Source organism: Enterobacter cloacae complex sp. 385G4, assembly GCF_057320665.1.
The window spans coordinates 1,214,388-1,233,410 of record NZ_JBXWDD010000001.1; the positions used below are offsets into that span (position 1 = coordinate 1,214,388).

Annotated in this window: 20 protein-coding genes; 1 reads left to right on the plus strand and 19 read right to left on the minus strand. The window is 56.9% G+C overall.

The window, feature by feature from the left end:
- Positions 1-91: 91 nt before the first annotated feature.
- From AC2FAJ_RS06020 to flgB, 19 genes are all read right to left on the minus strand, one after another.
- On the minus strand, positions 92-613 hold the full coding sequence (locus AC2FAJ_RS06020; protein WP_041909323.1) for a chemotaxis protein CheW: 522 nt from the start codon (positions 611-613) through the stop codon (positions 92-94).
- The gene (cheA, locus tag AC2FAJ_RS06025; protein ID WP_041909321.1) at positions 610-2,565 is read right to left on the minus strand and encodes a chemotaxis protein CheA; all 1,956 of its coding nucleotides are present in this window, start codon (positions 2,563-2,565) and stop codon (positions 610-612) included. The genes AC2FAJ_RS06020 and cheA overlap by 4 nt, the downstream gene beginning before the upstream one ends.
- A complete protein-coding gene (gene motB / locus AC2FAJ_RS06030) occupies positions 2,552-3,457 on the minus strand; it encodes a flagellar motor protein MotB (protein ID WP_041909319.1) in 906 nt (301 codons plus the stop codon). Before motB ends, cheA begins: the two co-directional genes overlap by 14 nt.
- Positions 3,454-4,350, minus strand: a complete 897-nt coding sequence (gene motA, locus AC2FAJ_RS06035; RefSeq protein ID WP_041909317.1) for a flagellar motor stator protein MotA — start codon at positions 4,348-4,350, stop codon at positions 3,454-3,456. The genes motB and motA overlap by 4 nt, the downstream gene beginning before the upstream one ends.
- An 84-nt stretch (positions 4,351-4,434) precedes the next feature.
- The gene (gene flhC, locus AC2FAJ_RS06040) at positions 4,435-5,010 is read right to left on the minus strand and encodes a flagellar transcriptional regulator FlhC (protein ID WP_041909315.1); all 576 of its coding nucleotides are present in this window, start codon (positions 5,008-5,010) and stop codon (positions 4,435-4,437) included.
- Between the two features lie 2 nt (positions 5,011-5,012).
- Positions 5,013-5,363 carry a flagellar transcriptional regulator FlhD gene (gene flhD / locus AC2FAJ_RS06045; protein WP_188245997.1) on the minus strand — a complete coding sequence of 117 codons (351 nt, stop codon included), beginning with the start codon at positions 5,361-5,363 and terminating at the stop codon, positions 5,013-5,015.
- A gap of 361 nt (positions 5,364-5,724) precedes the next feature.
- Complete coding sequence (gene fliA, locus AC2FAJ_RS06050) at positions 5,725-6,450, minus strand: RNA polymerase sigma factor FliA (protein WP_041909313.1); 726 nt, start codon at positions 6,448-6,450, stop codon at positions 5,725-5,727.
- A 158-nt stretch (positions 6,451-6,608) separates the two neighbouring features.
- Positions 6,609-8,234, minus strand: a complete 1,626-nt coding sequence (locus AC2FAJ_RS06055; RefSeq protein WP_041909311.1) for a methyl-accepting chemotaxis protein — start codon at positions 8,232-8,234, stop codon at positions 6,609-6,611.
- A 75-nt stretch (positions 8,235-8,309) separates the two neighbouring features.
- Complete coding sequence (gene flgL / locus AC2FAJ_RS06060; protein ID WP_041909309.1) at positions 8,310-9,200, minus strand: flagellar hook-associated protein FlgL; 891 nt, start codon at positions 9,198-9,200, stop codon at positions 8,310-8,312.
- A 10-nt stretch (positions 9,201-9,210) separates the two neighbouring features.
- Positions 9,211-10,851 (minus strand): flagellar hook-associated protein FlgK, encoded by a 1,641-nt coding sequence (flgK, locus tag AC2FAJ_RS06065; protein WP_041909307.1) that lies wholly within the window; start codon positions 10,849-10,851, stop codon positions 9,211-9,213.
- Between the two features lie 107 nt (positions 10,852-10,958).
- Positions 10,959-11,879, minus strand: coding sequence for a flagellar assembly peptidoglycan hydrolase FlgJ (flgJ, locus tag AC2FAJ_RS06070; protein ID WP_047362926.1), 921 nt, complete (start codon positions 11,877-11,879; stop codon positions 10,959-10,961).
- Entirely contained in the window at positions 11,879-13,006 is a 1,128-nt protein-coding gene (locus tag AC2FAJ_RS06075; RefSeq protein ID WP_041909304.1) for a flagellar basal body P-ring protein FlgI, read from the minus strand. Before AC2FAJ_RS06075 ends, flgJ begins: the two co-directional genes overlap by 1 nt.
- 1 nt (position 13,007) lies before the next feature.
- Positions 13,008-13,694 (minus strand): flagellar basal body L-ring protein FlgH, encoded by a 687-nt coding sequence (locus AC2FAJ_RS06080; protein WP_041909302.1) that lies wholly within the window; start codon positions 13,692-13,694, stop codon positions 13,008-13,010.
- Between the two features lie 64 nt (positions 13,695-13,758).
- On the minus strand, positions 13,759-14,541 hold the full coding sequence (gene flgG / locus AC2FAJ_RS06085; RefSeq protein ID WP_044856822.1) for a flagellar basal-body rod protein FlgG: 783 nt from the start codon (positions 14,539-14,541) through the stop codon (positions 13,759-13,761).
- Positions 14,542-14,562: 21 nt separating this feature from the next.
- Positions 14,563-15,300, minus strand: a complete 738-nt coding sequence (locus tag AC2FAJ_RS06090) for a flagellar basal body rod protein FlgF (protein ID WP_485453991.1) — start codon at positions 15,298-15,300, stop codon at positions 14,563-14,565.
- Between the two features lie 9 nt (positions 15,301-15,309).
- Entirely contained in the window at positions 15,310-16,512 is a 1,203-nt protein-coding gene (gene flgE / locus AC2FAJ_RS06095) for a flagellar hook protein FlgE (protein ID WP_041909296.1), read from the minus strand.
- A gap of 23 nt (positions 16,513-16,535) precedes the next feature.
- A complete protein-coding gene (locus tag AC2FAJ_RS06100; RefSeq protein WP_041909293.1) occupies positions 16,536-17,243 on the minus strand; it encodes a flagellar hook assembly protein FlgD in 708 nt (235 codons plus the stop codon).
- 8 nt (positions 17,244-17,251) lie between these two features.
- Positions 17,252-17,656, minus strand: coding sequence for a flagellar basal body rod protein FlgC (gene flgC / locus AC2FAJ_RS06105; protein ID WP_041909291.1), 405 nt, complete (start codon positions 17,654-17,656; stop codon positions 17,252-17,254).
- A gap of 6 nt (positions 17,657-17,662) precedes the next feature.
- A complete protein-coding gene (gene flgB, locus AC2FAJ_RS06110; protein WP_041909289.1) occupies positions 17,663-18,073 on the minus strand; it encodes a flagellar basal body rod protein FlgB in 411 nt (136 codons plus the stop codon).
- Between the two features lie 237 nt (positions 18,074-18,310).
- Here flgB and flgA point away from each other — a divergent pair, with 237 nt between their 5' ends.
- Entirely contained in the window at positions 18,311-19,009 is a 699-nt protein-coding gene (gene flgA / locus AC2FAJ_RS06115) for a flagellar basal body P-ring formation chaperone FlgA (protein ID WP_041909287.1), read from the plus strand.
- Positions 19,010-19,023 lie beyond the last annotated feature (14 nt).

The window sequence follows — 19,023 nt, forward strand, 5'->3', positions numbered from 1 at the left end:
CAATCCTTAGCGCTTCTGGAAACTCGAACATTCATAATAGCGAGTTATGAATCAGCGGCAACCTTCGCCGCTGATATGCGCCCGGAAAGTGCTATGCGCAACAGTGTTCGTCAATGTATGACTCGGCCGCCGACTCTACCAGCGCCATCTCCTCGCGGCTCAGCAGCTTCTCAATATTCACCAGGATGATCATTCGGCTGTCGAGCACCCCCAGCCCAAGCAGGTAACGGCCGGAGAGTACCGAGGCCACATCCGGGGTCGGCTTGATGTTATCCACGTCAATCGACAGCACGTCCGCCACGCCGTCAACCACAATGCCCACCACGCGGTCATTCAGATTAAGCACAATGACCACCGTTTTGTCGTCCTGCGACGGGTCAGGCAGTTCAAAGCGCACGCGCAGATCCACAATCGGCACTATCACGCCGCGCAGGTTAGTGACGCCGGTAATAAAGTTCGGCGCATTCGGAATGCGCGTCAGGCGGTCGCAGCCGCGGATCTCCTGCACTTTGAGAATATCAATGCCGTACTCTTCGTCGCCCAGGCGGAATACCAGGTACTCCTGCGCGGTAGCGTCAGCGGCGGTGGGTTTACTGGCGGTTGCTACAGTCATGCTATTACCCCCTCCCTCTGGGGTTGTGGAACGTTGAGCGTCGACAGCTCAACCACATCAAGGATCAGCGCCACGCTGCCATCTCCGAGGATGGTCGCTGCGGAGACGCCAGGCACTTTGCGGTAGTTATGTTCTAGATTCTTAACCACCACCTGCTGCTGGCCGATAAGCTGATCGACCCACAGCGCATAGCGGCAGCCCGCGCTTTGCACGATAACCACAATGCCGTCGTCGGCAGGCGCTTCGCCCGCTACCGAGAGGCGCTGGCGCAGCAGCACCAGCGGCAGATATTCCCCGCGCACCTGCAGCAGCCGCTCTTCCCCCACAAAGCGGCACAGCATCTCGTCGGTTGGGCGCAGCGATTCCATCACCGCGCCCAGCGGCAGAACGTAAATCTCGTCCCCCACCTTCACCAGCATGCCGTCGAGGATCGCCAGCGTCAGCGGCAGGATAATGCGGATAGTTGTTCCGGCACCGGGCGTCGATAGCACGTCCACGTGGCCGCCCATCGCCAGAATATTGCGTCGGACCACGTCCATCCCCACGCCGCGCCCGGATACGTCCGTCACGCTCTCGGCGGTGGAAAAACCGGCGGCGAAGATCAGCATCCACACATCGTCATCGCTCATGGTGTCGCTGATCGCCATCCCCTGCGAACGGGCTTTGGCGAGGATTTTTTCCCGGTTAAGGCCAGCCCCATCGTCGCTGACTTCAATCACAATATTGCCGCCGTGGTGTTCAGCGGAGAGCGTCAGGTTTCCGGTCACCGGTTTCCCTTTGGCGACGCGCGCCTCTTTCTCTTCAATACCGTGGTCGAGGCTGTTACGCACCAGGTGGGTAAGCGGGTCGATAATGCGCTCGATCAGGCTCTTATCCAGCTCGGCGGACCCGCCTTTGAGCGTCAGTTCGACCTCTTTATTGAGACGGGAGCCCAGGTCGTGCACCAGCCGCGGGAAGCGGCTAAAGACGTAATCCATCGGCATCATACGAATGGACATCACCGACTCCTGCAACTCGCGAGTGTTTCGCTCCATCTGCGCCACGCAGCCGGACAGCAGATCGTAGCTGGCCGGATCGAGGGTTCTCGACAGCTGGGAGAGCATCGCCTGAGTGATGATCAGCTCGCCGACCTGGTTGATGATCTGATCAACTTTGCTCACCGCTACGCGAATGCTGCCCGACTCCTGATTCGCCGCCCGCGAGGCTGGCGACACTTTTTTGGCGACGGTCTCTGGCGCGACAGCCGGTTTTTGCTCCGGCTCTGGCGCAGGTGCGGTCACGGGCTCTGCGGGGTTCACCGCAATTTGCTTACTGTCCACTACAAAGCAGAGTACGGCGGTGATATCGTCCCCCGAGGCGGTGGTCAGCAGCGTGACCGTCATGCTGTCCGGCGTCGTCTCGATGTGCGTAATCTCGCCCATATTGGTCAGCTCGTCGCGCAGCATCGTCTGCTCGCGCTCCCCGACGTTATGCAGGGTCACCACCAGCGAAGTTTCCGTCTCCTGCGCCGCGCTGACGGGCTGCGCTGCTGCGGGTTCAGGGGTTGCCGCTGGCGGCGCGGGCTGTTGGCCCTCAAGGGCAATCTCCCTCAGGGCTTCACAGATATAGCGATAACGGGCTTCATCAGGCTCCTGCGAAGACTGATAGGCTTCCAGCTGCGCTTGCATAATGTCCTTACATTCCAGAAAAAGGTTAATGATTGACCGACTGAGCGCCCTCTCCCCTGCCCGCGCCTGATCGAGGAGGTTTTCCAGCAGGTGGGTTGTCTCCTGTAATGCACTGAAGCCAAAGGTGGCCGCCCCCCCTTTCAGCGAGTGCGCCGCGCGAAAGATGGCGTTCAGCTGCTCCAGGTCCGGCGCCGCGACGTCAAGCTGCAGCAGCAGCTGTTCCATTTCGGCCAGCAACTCTTCCGCCTCGGTAAAAAAGATCTGCGAAAAATCATTCATGTCCATCGGTATAACCCTGCACGTTTTGCAGATTGATATCGTTCAGCACGCTGTCTGCGCGCTGGGCCTGGGTATCCTCCAGGCGGATCTCCTGCTCTTTCGCGCGACTGAGGACCAGAATGCTGATGCGGCGGTTGACGGCGCTATCAGGCGACGAGTTGTCCAGCGGCATCCGGCTGGCGGTGCCGATCACGCGTAAAAAGCGCTCATCGCTTAGCCCGCCGCGGACCAGTACCCGGCGGGCGGCGTTGGCGCGCCCGGCGGAAAGCTCCCAGTTGCTGTAGCCGCCGTCGCCCCCGGCATACGGCAGCGAGTCGGTATGCCCCGTCAGGCTCAGCGCGTTGGGCAACTCCTGTAGCAGCGGCACCAGGGCCTGCAGAATGCCGTTCATATAGGACTCCGGCAGTTCGCTACCGACGCGGAACATCGGGCGGTCCTGCGAGTCGGTGATCTGGATCAGCAGGCCGTCGTTGGTGAGGTTCAGCAGAATGTTGGATTTAAAGTTGTTCAGCCGGGGATCGGTTTCGATCATCTTCTGCAGCTTCTCTTTCGCCTGCTTCAGGCTTTCAAAGCGCTTGTGCTTGTCAATCGCGTTGATTTGCCCTTTGAACACCTCGCCCTGCCGCTTGAGAATGTCATCCCCACCGCCGGGTATGACGCTGTCGCTGAGGCTGGTTTTATCACCGTTTGCCATCGACGGCTTAAGCGGCATGCGGAAGTAATCCGCAATCAGCTCTCTTTCCATGTCCGTGGACTGGGAAAGCAGCCACATGACCAGAAAGAAGGCCATCATCGCGGTCATAAAATCGGCATAGGCAATCTTCCACGTCCCGCCGTGATGGGCATGTTTCTTCTTTTTACGCTTACGTGAAATGATGACAGGCGTGACGTTCTTCATGCGGCGCTGTCCGAGGCTTTGGTTTTCAGCGTGGCGTTAGATTTGACCTCGCGCACGTGCTCTTCCAGCTCTTCAAACGACGGACGTTCGCTGGTAAAGATAGTTTTACGACCAAACTCCACCGCAATCTGCGGGGCATAGCCGTTCAGGCTGGAGAGCAGCGTGACTTTGATACACTGAAGAATTTTGACCTGATCGGAGCTTTTCTGACGTAGCAGCGTCGCCAGCGGCAAAACAAAACCATAGGCAATAAGAATACCGAGGAAGGTGCCCACCAGCGCGTGGCCAATCAGCATGCCCAGCTCCGCCGCCGGGCGGTCAGCAGAGCCCAGCGCATTTACCACCCCCATCACCGCCGCCACAATACCGAAGGCCGGAAACGCATCGCCCACGGTATTCAGGCTGTGGGCCGGCACTTCCAGCTCTTCTTCGCAGGTTTCAATCTCTTCATCCATCAGGGCTTCGATTTCATGAGAATTCATGCTGCCGCCAATCATCAGGCGGAAGTAGTCGAGGATAAAGTTGGCGAGCATCGGGTCGCTCATCAGGCGGGGATAGGCGCTAAAAATATCGCTGTTCTGCGGATCTTCAATATCCTTTTCCAGCGACATCAGCCCGTGAACACGGCTTTGCGACAGCAGCAGGAACATCAGCGCCATCAGGTCCATATAGACCGCTTTGTTATAGCGCTTGCCCACGAAGACTTTCACCAGCGCTTTTCCGGTGGCCTTCAGGGATTTCACGTTGTTACCGACAATGAACGCCCCGACGCCAGCACCGCCGATAATCAGCAGCTCCAGCGGCTGAAACAGCGCCATCAGATTACCGCCGGACAGAATAAAGCCGCCAAAAACGGTGAGTATGACAACAAGATAGCCAACAATAACTAACACACTCTCTCCTTTTACTTTTTTGACCGATGCCAGTTGTCCCGGCATCAGGTAAACGCCATCTTGCGCACAGCTGTCCGTCAGGGATTACGCCGTCATGATTTCTGGCGAGATCGCGTTCCTTAATAATCCGGTGTTATTCACCTGGGATTTCTTCAGCGCACGCGACGGCGGGCTGCACAAGCTGCAGGTAAATGGGTTTTTAATAAACTCAGTGGTGACGACAAAACCTCCACCACACACGCTGCAGGCTTTACGCGAAATAATGCCGCAGTCGATGAAACGTAATAATGTCCAGGCACGCGTCAGCCCCAGTACCGGCTTCTCATCAGCACAGGTACTGCACTGCTCAAGATAAAGACGATAGGTCTTCATCAACATTTCAATCGAGCGCCCCTGCTCGGTCTTTTTTAAATACAGGTAAATGTTGTAGAACATAGAAGAATGAATATTCTGTTCCCACGACATAAACCAGTCTTCGGAAAATGGCAGCATGCCTTTCGGCGGTGGGCAGCCGCGTAATTCTTTGTATAAACGAAGCAGGCGACGACGGCTCAGCGACGTTTCCGACTCCAGTACCTGCATTCTTGCGCCAAGGGAAATTAAGCCCATGGCAATATTGACCTCATCAATTTCCTGCAGCAGACTTTTTTCACCACACATAATTATGCCCCCTCAGCGGCAATGGCTTCTTCTTCGCTTAAGGCGTTAAGAAGGTTGGTCGACAAAATAATGCCGGTATGAATTTGCTGCAGTGCTTCAATACGTGAATCTTTGGTCAGATTTTCAATCACCACTTCATCATCAACGCGCAATCGACAAATAAGCTGATTGGTGGCCGCCAGCTTCATTAACTGCGGTAACGACAGTTCTTTCAGGTTATCAATTGTCCCTTCAGATAATCCAAGGCGAAAACCCGCCGCAAATTTATCCTGGCGGATCAGCTGCTGGGCCAGCAGAAGATAGGACAGGTTAATATCATGAATATTTTGCAGGTACTCGTCGAAATTAGACACAGGCGAAAACTCCCAATGTTATATAGCCATCAACTGGCATGTCAGTTTAGTCAGATAACGTTTTCGAACTGATGCAGAGAGTCTTTTGGCATTGATATTCACTCAGGTAAGTCAATCTTCCTCAGTAAATGAATGACAATCATGTCAATGCCAAAGGAGGCTGCATCACAAAACTGGCAAAATCATAAACACTAAGTATTTTCCGAACAAGCGACAGAAATTTCTCCAAATTACTGAATCACTATTAACTCATTGATTTTAAAAATTAATAAAGAATTATTAAACCTTATTAAACCTTGATATTAATGATTAAACCTGCATTAAAAGCAGTATTAACAAGATTAATGTTAATGCCTTGTAATTATCTGTACGCCGATTCCATTCGACTGCGCAACCTTTTTAGCGCCAGACTGTGCAACTGACTCACGCGTGTTTCCGTAATGCCTAAAATCAATCCAATCTCTTTCATATTCAGATCCTGAAGATAATAAAGCTGCAGTAACTGCTGCTCTCTCTCGGGGATGAACTGAATATGCCCGGCGATCTGCCCCATCAAATTTTCCTTGATGGTGTCATTGAGCGGATTAAGCTGCTCATGATCGTCACCGCTTGTTTCCCAACTGTCAGCATAATTTTCCTGCAATTCGTCAACCGAGTACATCTGGCTGGTGTTATTATCCGCCAGCATCTGCTGAAATTCCTGCAACGACACGCCCATGCGCTCTGCAATTTCAGCTTCCGTCGCCTCCCCGCCTTTTTCCTGCTCTATTCTCTGAATAATGGCGACGATTTCACGCGTATGGGTTCGTACCCGCCGCGGAACCCAGTCGCTTTCCCTCAGCTCATCTAATAATGCCCATTTTACCCGCTGGGTGATCCACGCCGTGAGCGTCACCCCTTTTTTCGGGTCAAAACTTTCGACTGCGCTTAAAAAACCGATCGAACCCGCCTGAATTAAATCATCCAGCTCGACGCTGGCAGGAAGCCGCTTATGTAACCGCAACGCTTCCTGCCGCACCAGATAGTGATATTTAGACCAGACTACCGATTTATCTTCCAGCCCTTCGGCCGTGTAAATACCATCCACGATTGCATTCCACCTGCTATTCTCTGTGAGAATTATCCGGTGAAATGGCGCATTCAAATAGTGCAATAAGCCTTTATAAAAATGCGCATTCTGTTAATTCATTTGTATTATCGGGCTATTTTAAAAAACAGCGCTATTAATGATGGTAATTAATAAGATTAAAAGGTTTCCCACTGGGCCAGGTCAGGCTCTTTTTGACGCCGTGGTTTATTAGGCTCTTCAACCACGTTCACCATAGTGCTCTCCTGGTTCAGCCTGAACTGCGCTACCAGCCGCTCAAGCGCGTCGGACTGGGCTTCCAGATCGCCCGCCGCCATCGCCGCTTCTTCCACCATGGCCGCGTTCTGCTGGGTCACCAGATCCATTTCGTTAACCGCCTGCGAAATCTGGTTTATACCTGCGCTCTGCTCGTCCGAGGCCGACGTGATTTCACCCATGATCTGCGTCACCTGCGACACGGACGTCACGATCTCCTGCATCACGGTGCTGGCCTGCCCCACCTGACGCGAACCGATATCAATATTGCTCACGCTGGTGTTGATCAGCTGGTTAATCTCTTTCGCCGCATCGGCGCTGCGTTTTGCCAGGTTACGCACCTCTTCCGCGACGACCGCGAAGCCGCGGCCCTGCTCACCGGCGCGCGCCGCTTCCACCGCCGCGTTCAGGGCCAGGATGTTGGTCTGGTTGGCAATACTGTCAATCACGCCGTTGATGTCGGCAATCTGACGCGAGCTGGTGGTGATCTGCGCCATGATCTGCTCCAGGCTCTGCATCACTTCGCCGCCGTTATGGGCATTGTGGCTGGCGCTTTCCGCCAGCTCGCGGGCCGCGTGGGCGTTGTCGGCATTCTGGCGCACGGTGGTCTTGATCTGCTCCATGCTCGCCGCCGTCTCCTGCAGCGCCGCCGCCTGCTCTTCGGTGCGGGAAGAGAGATCGTTATTGCCGTGGGCAATTTCCTGGGCGTTGGTGTGGATACGCTGCACGCTGTCGCGGATCCCGAGGATCGTGCTGGTCAGGGAAGTACGCATGCTCTCCAGCTCGGTCAGCATATTACCGATTTCATTCTGGCTACCGCTTTCAATCTCCTGGCTGAGATCGCCCGCCGCCACGCGGCGCAGCATCTCTACCGTCGTCTCCATACGACGCACCAGGGTGTGGCGCAGCCAGAAACGAATGGCGAACAGCAGACCGACGGCCAGAACCATCACCACAATCCCAACGCCCAGCATGATCTGGTAGCCGCGCTCGGAAGCTTCAATATAGCTCTGGCTCAACCGGGCGCTGGCATCGCTGTACTGATCCACCTTATTACGCAGCGCGGTGCGCAGCTCCATATCATGTTCCAGCGAACCGGTATACCCTGCCGGGTTTTGCAGGTAGCCCAGCTTAATTTCGGCAACCTTATATACCTCGTTGAACGCGGTATTCACCTCGGCGGCCAGACGGCTCTCTTCCGGGGTATTGAACGGCGACGCCATAAAGGCATCCATATTACGGCGCGCAATTTTCACCACGTTCAGCGTGTGTTTGGCCACGTTCTCAGAGACCGGATTACCCAGCGCCGCCTGCAGCATCAGGCCGTTGGTATTGGCCATCACCGCGCTGATGTTATAGGCCGCATCGCGCATCTGATCGTTATTTTCAGAGGCCACGACTATACGTTTAAAATTGGTGTTATTAGAGACCGCGTCATAGACGGAATAGGCTGTTACGCCGAACAGTATCACCGCAAACAGGCCAATAATAAGGCTGATTGCGCTGTAAATTTTGAGTTTCGTTAACATAGTTTCTCACTCGCCGCGCACGGCTTAACCGTACGCGGTGACGCCTGAATAAAGGGAATTAAACGGGTTGGGACGTCACATATTAAACAGATTCATCTTCTGCATATTTTTGTAGACGTACATCGAGGCGTTAAACGCCAGCTCGGACATTTGCGACTCCGACACCAGCGACACCAGCATGCTGGTGTCGGCACCAATGGCATCCTGCACTTTGACAATGGTGTCGTTAATCAGCACGTCGCCGGTGAGATCCAGGGCGTCAAGCTGTTGCATGTTGGTGCCGAGCTCGGCCTGGGCTTTCCCAAGGCGGTCGATACCCGCGTCGATGCTTTGACTTGCGGCGGTGAGGGCAGCGTCAAAGCCCGCCGATTCCGATCCCGCCATCAAGGCCGCGACGGCATCATTCAATACCATAAAAATATCATCAAAAATTTCATCGCCGAGGTGGCCCGTTTGCATTTCCGTTCCATCGGCAACGGTCTGTTTACGCGCTTCATTACCTCCGCGATAATTGCCGACTTCGTCAAAAGCGGGCGTATCGGTGTTAAATCCGGAGAAAATATAGCGGCCGCTGCTGTCGCGGCTGTTTGCTAAATCCAGCAGATTTTCGCGGACCCCTTTTATCTCTTCGCCCAGTGCCTGGAGAGCTTCATCGGAATAAGCACCATTTCCGGCCGCCACTATTTTTTCCTTCAGGGTGGTGGTCATTAGATTACCCACGCCGTTCAGAATATGGTCCTGAAACTCCAGCGCGCCGCGCGCGCGGGAGCGCACGCTGCTGTACATCTCAAGCTTTGCCAGCGCGTCCTGATGTTTTACCGCATCGGTCGCGGCAGTCGGGTCGTCCGAGGCTTTGAGCAGCGTTTTACCCGCAGACATCCGCAGATAAGCCTCATTACTTTGGCTCATGCGTTTTGTCATCGCTTCCGAACTTTGCTTGTACATATAAAGCGTACTTAATCGCATCATCTTTTCCTTATCGGATGGCCAGCAGGGCATCAAACATGGCGGTCGCCGTTTTCAGCAGCTGCGCGCTGCCGTTGTAGTACTGGCGGAACATGTCCAGGTTGATATATTCCTCGTCCATGTTGACCCCGGAGAGCGCCTGTTTGGTGTCATATTTGGTGCGTAAATCGCTTTCGGCACTGGTGGCATAGGATTTCACCTCGCGCGCGCTTTCGCCGATTTTGCCTGCCAGGCTCGCGTAGGCCGCGCTCAGCGTGTCGTCACCAATGAGTTTTTCAGTCTGGATTTCCAGCATCTTTTCGAGGTTATTGTTATTCCCCTCTCCGCCCGTCAGGTCGGCAGCCGCAAAGTCCTGCGCACTGGTTATCTTACGGCTGATGCCTTCGGCTGCGCCCGCCATCGGGTTAAGCGTGAATTTATCCCCCGCAACGGCGGTGGAAGGGTTCGGAAGGGTAATTTCGATACCATCGAACCTTAACGTTCCTGCTGGTGCAGCGGGATCGAGAGGTACGGTACGACCATCGGCCCCTTTCACCACCCAGTCTGTACCATCAAAGCTGATGTCATAGTTCTCCGACTTCACCTCTTTGAAATTGGTCACCGCGATCTGATCAAGCGCGTCGCCGCCCCTGTTTTTGGCGTTCGCGATAGCGTGGATATCCGGCAACGAGAAGAGATCGCCGCCAGGATTGCCCTCAGGCGTAAGCCCTTCGCCGTGCTGCTCGTTCATCCGGTGCGCCATCATAAAGGCGATCTGATCCAGATCCTGGCGCGCGGCGGTGAGATCCTCGTTGCGGAATTTAAACAGCCCGCCCAGACGCCCTTTGGTGATGGCGTTTTCATCCAGCGGCGACGCTTTGCCGTTCGCATCCACGTACGACACAATCATCTTGTTGGGATCGGCATCCGACGGAGAGGTTTCCAGCTTGTAGGCAGTGCCGCCAGAAACCAGCGGACGCCCATCGGGCAGCGTGACGCTCACGCGACCTGAAATCTGATCCTCGGTGACGGTGATCCCCAGCTGTTCGCTCAGCCCTTCCAGCAGCGCATCGCGCTGGTCGAGCAGATCGGCAGGGGGCGCGCCGTTCCCTTGCAGACGCTCCAGCTGTGTGTTCAGCTGTGCCAGCTGTTCGGTATAGCTGTTGATCTCCTTGGCGCTGCGCTCAATCTGGGTATTGGTGCTCTTTTCAAGGCCGGAAAGACGTTTGGCGCTGGCGTTATAGCGGTTGGCCAGCACGTCAAGGGAAGTAAACACCGCCGCACGCGCCGGACCATCCGCCGGGTCGCCGCTCAGCGTCGCCATATCCTTAAACAGCTTGCCCAGCGAAACGGAGACGTTATCCGCCTCGTCCGCCAGCATGTTATCGATATCCGCCAGCTGTTCCATCCGTCCGGTGAAAGAGGCGTAGCCGGAGAGCGAGTCCCGCAGCTGGTTGTTGGCGAAGGCATCGTAGGCACGCTCTACGCCGCTGGCGCGGGCGCCATAGCCGTAAAATCCCTGCGCGGTCGACATGCCGCCAAGCTCACCGATAATCAGACTGCGGCGGCTATAGTTGCCGGACATGCCGTTGGTCAGGTTATCACCGGTCACCCGGATCGCGGCCTGCGCCACGCTGATGCCGTTTCTGGCTAAATTAAATAGGTTATTCATACGTTCTGGATATTCCCTGATTGCGGGCCCGGGTTCGCATCCGGGCCAGAAAGTTCATGGCTCTTTTTATTTCATCGGTGATTCAAAAATTCTCTAAAACATCTTTGTCAGAAAATAGTGTCGATATCGTTTTTATAGGCATTCACGCCCTGCTGAATATCGCCTTTTACCTTCTGAATAATGGTGATGAGCTTTTTCGCGTAGGCCGGATCGGTCGCGTAGCCGCCCGCCTGCAGCGCTTTCGCCCCCTGCTCTGCTGAATCTGACTGCACCACGCCGCGATAGCGCGGGTTTTTTGTCAGCAGCTTTGCGTAGTCCGAGAGCGCATGTTCATAGGAGTCGTAGACGCGGAACGCGGCTTTCACCTTCTGCTTCACGCCGTTGATATATTCAGTGGTGGTGATTTCGGTGGTTTTGCCGCGCCAGTCGCCCGTGGCCTTAATGCCGAACAGGTTGTGGCTCGGGCTGCCGTCAGCGGCGGGGATTTCCCGTTTCCCCCAGCCGGACTCCAGCGCCGCCTGAGCCAGAATCAGATGCGGATGCAACCCGCTCTGCTGCGCAGCCGCCTGGGCCGGGCGCAGCAGACGGGATATAAACGGATGCGCCCCTTCGACCGGTTTGGCAAATGACACCGGCGCAGGCAGACGCAGCGGGCCGGTGGCGGGAGCCGACGACAGCTCCGGGCGTAAAACATCGCGCCCCGGCGGGGCGATTACCGGGGCATCGCTTTCGCCCCCCAGCTGGCGAACGATAAGATCGGCAAAGCCGAGCTGACCACTCCCGGCAATGTTTTGCGCGATCTGCTGATCGTGCATGGCGGTGTACATTTCCGAAGACTGGCTGCTCAGCAGATCGCTCTTGAAGCTGGCATCGCGCATGCTCTTCATCATCATTTGCACGAAAATACCCTCCATCTGCTTTGCCGCCGCCTTCAGCGCGCCGGGCGTTTGCCGCCCGGCCTCCCGTTTCAGCGTGTCCAGCGAGCGGACGTCAAAGGCGGGTTGATCGAACTTGTCGAAAGCGTTCATCAGTTCACCTCCAGCTTCGCCCGCAGACAGCCGGCGTTTTTCATCGCCTGCAGAACCGACATCAGCTCGTTTGGCGTCGCGCCCAGGCTGTTCAGGGCGCGGATCACCGCGTTCAGATCGGTACTGCTGCGCACGTGCTGCAGCGAGCCGCCGCTGTCGCGTACCGAGATATCCGTCTGCGGCACCACCACCGTCTCCCCGCCGCCAAACGGCGTATCCGGCTGGCTGATGATGTTGTTCTGCATCACTTCAACCGTCAGGGAGCCGTGCGCCACCGCGCAGGAATCGAGCGACACGTGGCGGTTCATCACCACCGAGCCGGTGCGCGAATTCACAATCACCTTCGCGTCCTGCACGTTCACCTTCACGGGGATGTCCTGAATGTTGGCGAGGAAACGCACGCGGGACGGGCCGTCCGGCGGCGCGAACAGACGCACGGTGCGGGCATCTTCCGGCAGCGCCGCCCCGCCGCTGTAGCGCTGGTTGATGGCGTCGCTGATCTGCTGCGCCAGCGAGAAATCGGTCTCGTTCAGCTGCAAACGCACGATGTTCTGGGTCGCGAAATCGTTCGGCACTTCACGCTCGACGGTTGCCCCACCGCTGATGCGCCCGCCGTTAAGCTGGTTCACCTGCACGCGGCTGCCGCCCGCCTGCGCGCCTGCGCCGGAGATCAAAATATTGCCCTGGGCGATGGCGTAGATCTGGTTATCCGCCCCTTTGAGCGGGGTCATCAGCAGCGTACCGCCGCGCAGGCTTTTGGCGTTACCGACCGAGGAGACCACAATGTCCAGCTTATCGCCGGGACGCGCAAAGGGAGGCAGCTCGGCGGTCACCATCACCGCCGCAATGTTTTTCAGCTGCATATTGGTGCCTGCGGGTACGGTGATCCCCAGCTGGGAGAGCATGTTATTCAGGCTCTGGCCGGTAAACGGCGCCTGCATGGTCTGGTCGCCCGTACCGTCAAGGCCGACAATCAGGCCGTAGCCCATCAAGGAGTTAGAACGCACGCCCTGCACCGTCGCCAGGTCGCGAATACGTTCCGCGTGTCCCACTTTAGGCACCGCCAGCGTCATGCCATACAGCAGGATGCTGAGAAAAAACAGGATAGATTCTTTTTTCATGGTCATATCAGAAAGGAGAAAGGTTGAGGAACAGGCGTTGCAGCCAGCCCATGTTCTGCGCTTCGTTGATGTAGCCGTTGCCGACGTACTCAATGCGCGCATCCGCCACCTGGGTGGAGGGCACGGTATTGCTGCCGCTGATGGTGCGCGGGTTCACCACGCCGGAGAAGCGGATGAATTCGGTGCCCTGGTTGATGGCGATCTGCTTCTCGCCCACCACGCTGAGGTTGCCGTTAGACAGCAGTTCTTTCACGGTCACGGTGATGGTGCCGGTAAAGGTGTTACGCGCCGCCGCGCCGCCTTTGCCTGCGAAGTCATTCGTGCCCTGGGCTTTGAAATCCGCCTTCCCGTCACCCAGCCAGCTATCGGCCCCCGTCGGCACGGCAAGCAATTCCATCCCGGCCGATCCATTACGGTTGGCACTGGCGGAGGAACTTTTGCTGGCGCTCACGTTCTCCTGCAGCAGGATGGTCAGCGTATCGCCCACGTTACGCGGTCGGCGGTCTTCGAACATCGGCTGGTAGCCGTAGTTCATTCCCTGCCCTGCCTGAAACAGTGAGCCGCCGGTCGCTGCCGGTGCCATCGGTAATGGTGTTGCCGTTGTCGGGCCTTCAACAAGGGGCTTTTGCATAATGTGCGCGCAGCCGCTAAGCAGCAGCGTGCTGGCCAGCAGCGCGGCTGCCGGAATGTGCATAGACAATATTTTCATTTCAGTGTCGATAAAAAGTCTGGCCGCGCGAGCGGCCAGAGAGAGGACATTACAGCTGGGAAAGGCGCTGCAGCATCTGATCGGATGCCGAGACCGCTTTGCTGTTGATTTCGTAGGCGCGCTGCACCTGAATCATGGTCACCAGCTCTTCCGCTACGTTGACGTTGGAGATCTCCACGTAGCTCTGCTTCAGCGTGCCCGCGCTCTCCATGCCGGGGTTCAGCTCGTTCGGCGCGCCGGAAGACTGGGTCTCTTTGTAGAGATTGCCGCCGATGCTTTCGAGCCCCGCGTTATTGACGAAGGTGGTCAGCGTCAGCTGCCCAATCTGCTGCTCTTCCGCCTGACCGGGCACCTTCACGCTGACGATACCGTCGCTGCCGATGTTCAGTTTGGTGGCATCCTGCGGTATCACGATGCCCGGCTGAATCGGATAGCCTTCGGCATTCACCAGCTGGCCGTCCGGGCTTTTGGCAAAGTGGCCGTCGCGGGTGTAGGCGGTGCTGCCGTCCGGCATCTGCACCTGGAAGAAACCTTCACCTTCGATAGCCACGTCGTACTCGTCGCCGGTCGGGTTCATACCGCCCTGCGTGTGTACCCGCTGGGTGGAGACCGGACGCACGCCGGTACCCAACTGCAGACCGCTCGGCAGGGTGTTCTGCTCGCTCGACTGGGCGCCTGGCTGGCGCATGTTCTGATAGAGCAGATCCTGAAACACGGCGCGCTGACGCTTAAAGCCGTTGGTGTTGACGTTCGCCAGGTTGTTGGAGATGACGTCCATATTGAGCTGCTGTGCTTCCAGCCCGGTTTTTGCGATCCATAAAGAACGAATCATGTTGTGGCTCCTTGCGCGAATTTAGCTCACGCTTAATAGCTGATTGGCCTTCTGGGCGTTCTCGTCGGCGGTGCGAATCACCTTCATGTTCATGTCAAAGCCGCGGGAGTTAGCGATCATCGCCGTCATGGCCTGCACCGGGCTGACGTTGCTGCCCTCGATGGCCTCCGGCGTCAGGCGCAGGGTTTCATCCTGAGCCAACATTACGCCGCTCGCCGGGCGGAACAGACCGTCATCGCCGTGAACCATGCTGTTCATCTCAGCGTTGACCAGCTTCAGGCGGCCAACGGGCACCAGCGCCGTCGGGTCATCGCCCATGCCAAGCGCCGACACGGTGCCGTCGCTGCCGATGGTGACGTGAGACTGCGGCGGCACTTCCAGCGGCCCGCCGTCGCCCATCAGCGGACGGCCGTTGACGCTCAGCGCCCCGTCCTGATCCACCTCGATGGCGCCGTTGCGGGTATAGCCTTCGCTGCCGTCGTCCATCGCCACGGCCAGCCAGCCGTCCTGTGGCAAGGCCACGTCCAGGCTGCGCCCGGTGTGGGTGATCGGCCCCATGGTGGTGTCGTGGAACGGCGTGGACTCTGCCACCAGCGCGCGGGTGCGCAGGGTTTCCCCTTCAATGGGCACCGCGCGGAAGGCCGCCAGCTGGGCGCGAAAGCCCGCGGTGGAGCTGTTCGCCAGATTGTTAGAGGTGACCGCCTGGCGGTTGAGCGCCGCATTAGCGGCACTCATGGCGGTATAGATAGCGCGATCCATCATTCAGCCTTAACGCAGGTTAACCAGCGTCTGCAGGACTTCAGACTGGGTTTTGATGGTTTGCGAGTTGGACTGGTAGTTACGCTGGTAGACGATCATGTTGACCATTTCGTTGCCCAGTTCCACGTTGGAGGACTCCAGCATGCCGCCGGTGATATCCCCGAAACTGCCGGTGCCCGAGGTCCCCAGGAACGGCTGGCCGGACTGCACGGTTTCCGCCCACAGGTTGTTGCCCTGCTGCTCCAGGCCACCCGCATTGGCGAAATCGGCCAGCACCACCTGCGCCACGGTCTGACGTTTGCCGTTGCTGTAGATGGCAATCACCTCGCCCGTGTCGCTGACCTGATAGCTGTTAAATTTACCCGGTGCCTGACCGTCAATCTCGCCGAGCATCACCTGGGTATCGCTGGCGTTTTGGGTAATATTCAGATCAAGTGTCAGATCCAGCGCCGCTGAGCCGTTGTAAGGCTCTCCTTTGATGTTTATTGTCTTCGGCGTGGTGAGTTTGCCGTCAGGCCCAAACGTAAGCGTCTGCTCACTCCACTCATCCGCACCCGTGCCAGGCGCGGTAGAGTCCTGGGCATGAACCTTCCACTCACCTTCTGCGGTATGCACGTAGTACACCTTGATAGCGTGCTTATTCCCCAGGCTGTCGGTGGCGGTCACTTCGCTGACGTAGTTGTAGGTATCAGGGTTGTCAGGATCGAAGCCCGGCGCCGGCGGAATGATTTTATCATCGGACTTCAGATTGCCGGTCACGTCGCCTTTGGTTGACGCCGCCGGAGGCATGTCGTCCTTCGGAATGCGAATCGGTCCGACCTGCGCGCCCGGGTTAATCACCCCATCCGTCGCCTGATAGCCGGTTAAAAACAGCCCGTTGGTTTTGTTGACGATAAAGCCGTTCTGGTCCTGCTCAAACTGGCCGTTGCGTCCGTAGAACACGCTGCCCGCCTGGTCGACCATGCGGAAAAAGCCACGACCGGTAATCCCCATATCCAGCGCGGAGGTGCCGTTCATTAGGCTGCCGTCGCCCATATTCTGGTTGACGCCCGCCACCTGCACACCCATACCGGTCGAACCGGCAAAAATATCGGCGAAGGAGACGGATCCTGCTTTAAACCCGACCGTCTGGGAGTTGGCGATGTTGTTACCCACCACGTCCAGCGCTTTTGCTGCGGCACTCAGGCCGCTAAGACCTTGTGAAAAACCCATAATTAATTTCCAGAAAGTAATGACTATTTTTGAATGACAAAAACTTTGCCCATGCCAATCGGATCGTTATTCAGCAGATGCAGAATTGGTCCGCTCGGATCCATCGTGACGCCCTGAACCTGATCCTGAACCAGACCAAACACTTCCGGGTTTTCCCCCTCAGGATTGCTGGCTTCAAAGGAGAGGGTGTATTCCCTGTCGCGCGGCGGCCCCGGCTCCGGCTTGAAGTTTTCCAGGTCGTCGAGGTTGTAGGTATTCATGCCCTGCTTCACGTTCTTCAGCTCTGCGGTGTACGCCTTATCACCGTCGTGCAGGGTGACGGTTACCGTTTCGGCATCGCCTCCTAATACAAAGTGGAAGTCGTCCGAATTACCCGGCTGTTCCACGCCTTCCTGCATGATGCCGATCCCCGGCTCGCCAAAGGAGACCTTCGCCTCGCCTTCAATCAGCACGCTGCGCCCTACCCAGGAGGAGGCGCTCATGCTGCCAAGCTGGATCATCATCGCCTGCACGCCCGCGACGGAACTGTTGAGCTTCTCGACGCCCGCCGCCATGTTGAACTGCGCCAGCTGCGAGGTGAGCTGGTTGTTATCCATCGGATTGGTGGGATCCTGGTTTTTCATCTGCGCCACCAGCAGGTTCATAAACTGGTTTGACAGATCCGCCGCGCTGTTGCCGGTGCCGGTGCCACCCGCACCGCCGTTATTGTTGTTAATCGAAGAGACCGCCATATGCGTCCTTACTGACCAAGCGTTAATGTTTTCAGCATCAGGCTTTTGGCGGAATTCATCACTTCCACGTTGGCCTGGTAGCTGCGTGAGGCGGAAATGGTGTTCACCATCTCGTTGATGACGTTGACGTTGGGCATCCGCACGTAGCCCTGTTCATCAGCCAGCGGATTGCCCGGTTCATAAACCAGGCGGTCCGGCGCGCTGCTCTCGACTACGTCGCTAACCTGCACGCCGCCGATCTCCTGACCGACAGACGCGTCAACGGAAAAGACCACCTGACGCGCGCGGTAGGGTTGACCGTCCGGCCCCGCCACGCTGTCGGCGTTGGCCATGTTGCTGGCGCTGACGTTAAGGCGTCGGGACTGGGCCGCCATCGCCGAACCGGAAATATCAAATACGCTAAAGAGCGACATCGTTGATTACCCCTGACTGAGCACAGTCATCATTTTTTTAATATCCGCGCCAAGGAACGTCAGTCCCGACTGATATTTCACGGCGTTATCCGCAAAATTGACGCGCTCGCGATCCATATCCACGGTATTACCGTCGGCACTCGGCTGATCCGGTATGCGATACAGCACATTCGCATCGTCAAACGGCATCGCTTTACCTTCAATATGCTTCTGTGACGTTAATGCCAGTGATACGGGAGATTTCGCCATAGCGTTATTTTCCATGGCGGCTTTTAGCTGCTGAGTAAAATCAATATCGCGCGCCTTGTAGCCCGGCGTGTCGGCATTCGCAATATTTGAAGCCAATATATCCTGGCGGCGCGACAGCAAACCTAACGCCTGCTGTTGAAAGCGAAAGGCGTCATCAAGTTTATTCATGACAACAGCACTCCTGTCTTGCGTTAATTAAACTGCGATAGTGTAGTCAGCGCTGGTGAAATATCACACTGCGAAGACCCGACAGAAATAAGCCTATTTAGGGAAATAGAAATAATCCTAATAACGTTAACGCGACGATAGATTTAATTACCTGCAAAAGTGTCATTATTTGAAGCAATAAAACCCAGGTGCCTGCGGATATAATTTAGCCATCACAGATATGATTAAGGCAATACGATGAAGCTCCGAATAATCAGCACGGCGGTGGCCGCTTTGCTCTTTTCTGCATCCGCCGCAGCCAGCGTACCCTCTGACCAGACGGCAAAGCAGCGGCTGATGCTTAAACTGGATGCGCTGATCCCACAGCCTGAAGTCGGTAGCGACATCGTGCGCACCGTAACCCTGCTCGCCGCACCCGCGCAGCTGGCCGCCGTGTGCGATAACCCGGAGCTGAGCCTGGTGGGAAGCAACAGCCGTCTGACCGGCAAACGCACCGTGCTCGCGCAGTGCGGCGCGCGTCGCCATTTCCTGCCGGTTCGCATCAGCGCGCAGGGCACCTGGTGGGTGGCAAGCCAAAGCCTGCCCGGCGGGGCGATTGTCCAGCGCAGCGATATCGAGCCGGTTACCGGCAGTCTCGACCACCAGCCGGGGGGACTCATCTTTAACGCCGATGAGATTATTGGTCAGCGCCTGACCCGCGCCATCGACGCCGGTAAGCCGCTGTTAGAAAACCAGCTTCGCCAGCAGTGGCGTCTGCGCGCCGGACAGACGGTCGACCTGGTGACGACCGGTTCAGGCTTTCGTATTCGCAGCCAGGGCAAGGCGCTCAACAACGCCGCGGTGGATGACCTGCTCAAAGTCAAAACGGCAGGCGGACGCACCGTGAGTGGAAAAGTGGGAGCTGACGGGCAGGTGATGATTATTTCACAACAATAAATTTTAGGTTTTCT

What these genes read in the sequence shown, in the direction of transcription:
- AC2FAJ_RS06020 (WP_041909323.1), bottom strand. Translation starts at nt 613, where the DNA reads ATGACTGTAGCAACCGCCAGTAAACCCACCGCCGCTGACGCTACCGCG.
- cheA (WP_041909321.1), bottom strand. Translation starts at nt 2,565, where the DNA reads ATGGACATGAATGATTTTTCGCAGATCTTTTTTACCGAGGCGGAAGAG.
- motB (WP_041909319.1), bottom strand. Translation starts at nt 3,457, where the DNA reads ATGAAGAACGTCACGCCTGTCATCATTTCACGTAAGCGTAAAAAGAAG.
- flhC (WP_041909315.1), bottom strand. Translation starts at nt 5,010, where the DNA reads ATGTGTGGTGAAAAAAGTCTGCTGCAGGAAATTGATGAGGTCAATATT.
- AC2FAJ_RS06055 (WP_041909311.1), bottom strand. Translation starts at nt 8,234, where the DNA reads ATGTTAACGAAACTCAAAATTTACAGCGCAATCAGCCTTATTATTGGC.
- flgL (WP_041909309.1), bottom strand. Translation starts at nt 9,200, where the DNA reads ATGCGATTAAGTACGCTTTATATGTACAAGCAAAGTTCGGAAGCGATG.
- flgK (WP_041909307.1), bottom strand. Translation starts at nt 10,851, where the DNA reads ATGAATAACCTATTTAATTTAGCCAGAAACGGCATCAGCGTGGCGCAG.
- flgJ (WP_047362926.1), bottom strand. Translation starts at nt 11,879, where the DNA reads ATGAACGCTTTCGACAAGTTCGATCAACCCGCCTTTGACGTCCGCTCG.
- AC2FAJ_RS06075 (WP_041909304.1), bottom strand. Translation starts at nt 13,006, where the DNA reads ATGACCATGAAAAAAGAATCTATCCTGTTTTTTCTCAGCATCCTGCTG.
- AC2FAJ_RS06080 (WP_041909302.1), bottom strand. Translation starts at nt 13,694, where the DNA reads ATGCACATTCCGGCAGCCGCGCTGCTGGCCAGCACGCTGCTGCTTAGC.
- flgG (WP_044856822.1), bottom strand. Translation starts at nt 14,541, where the DNA reads ATGATTCGTTCTTTATGGATCGCAAAAACCGGGCTGGAAGCACAGCAG.
- AC2FAJ_RS06090 (WP_485453991.1), bottom strand. Translation starts at nt 15,300, where the DNA reads ATGGATCGCGCTATCTATACCGCCATGAGTGCCGCTAATGCGGCGCTC.
- flgE (WP_041909296.1), bottom strand. Translation starts at nt 16,512, where the DNA reads ATGGGTTTTTCACAAGGTCTTAGCGGCCTGAGTGCCGCAGCAAAAGCG.
- AC2FAJ_RS06100 (WP_041909293.1), bottom strand. Translation starts at nt 17,243, where the DNA reads ATGGCGGTCTCTTCGATTAACAACAATAACGGCGGTGCGGGTGGCACC.
- flgC (WP_041909291.1), bottom strand. Translation starts at nt 17,656, where the DNA reads ATGTCGCTCTTTAGCGTATTTGATATTTCCGGTTCGGCGATGGCGGCC.
- flgB (WP_041909289.1), bottom strand. Translation starts at nt 18,073, where the DNA reads ATGAATAAACTTGATGACGCCTTTCGCTTTCAACAGCAGGCGTTAGGT.
- flgA (WP_041909287.1), top strand. Translation starts at nt 18,311, where the DNA reads ATGAAGCTCCGAATAATCAGCACGGCGGTGGCCGCTTTGCTCTTTTCT.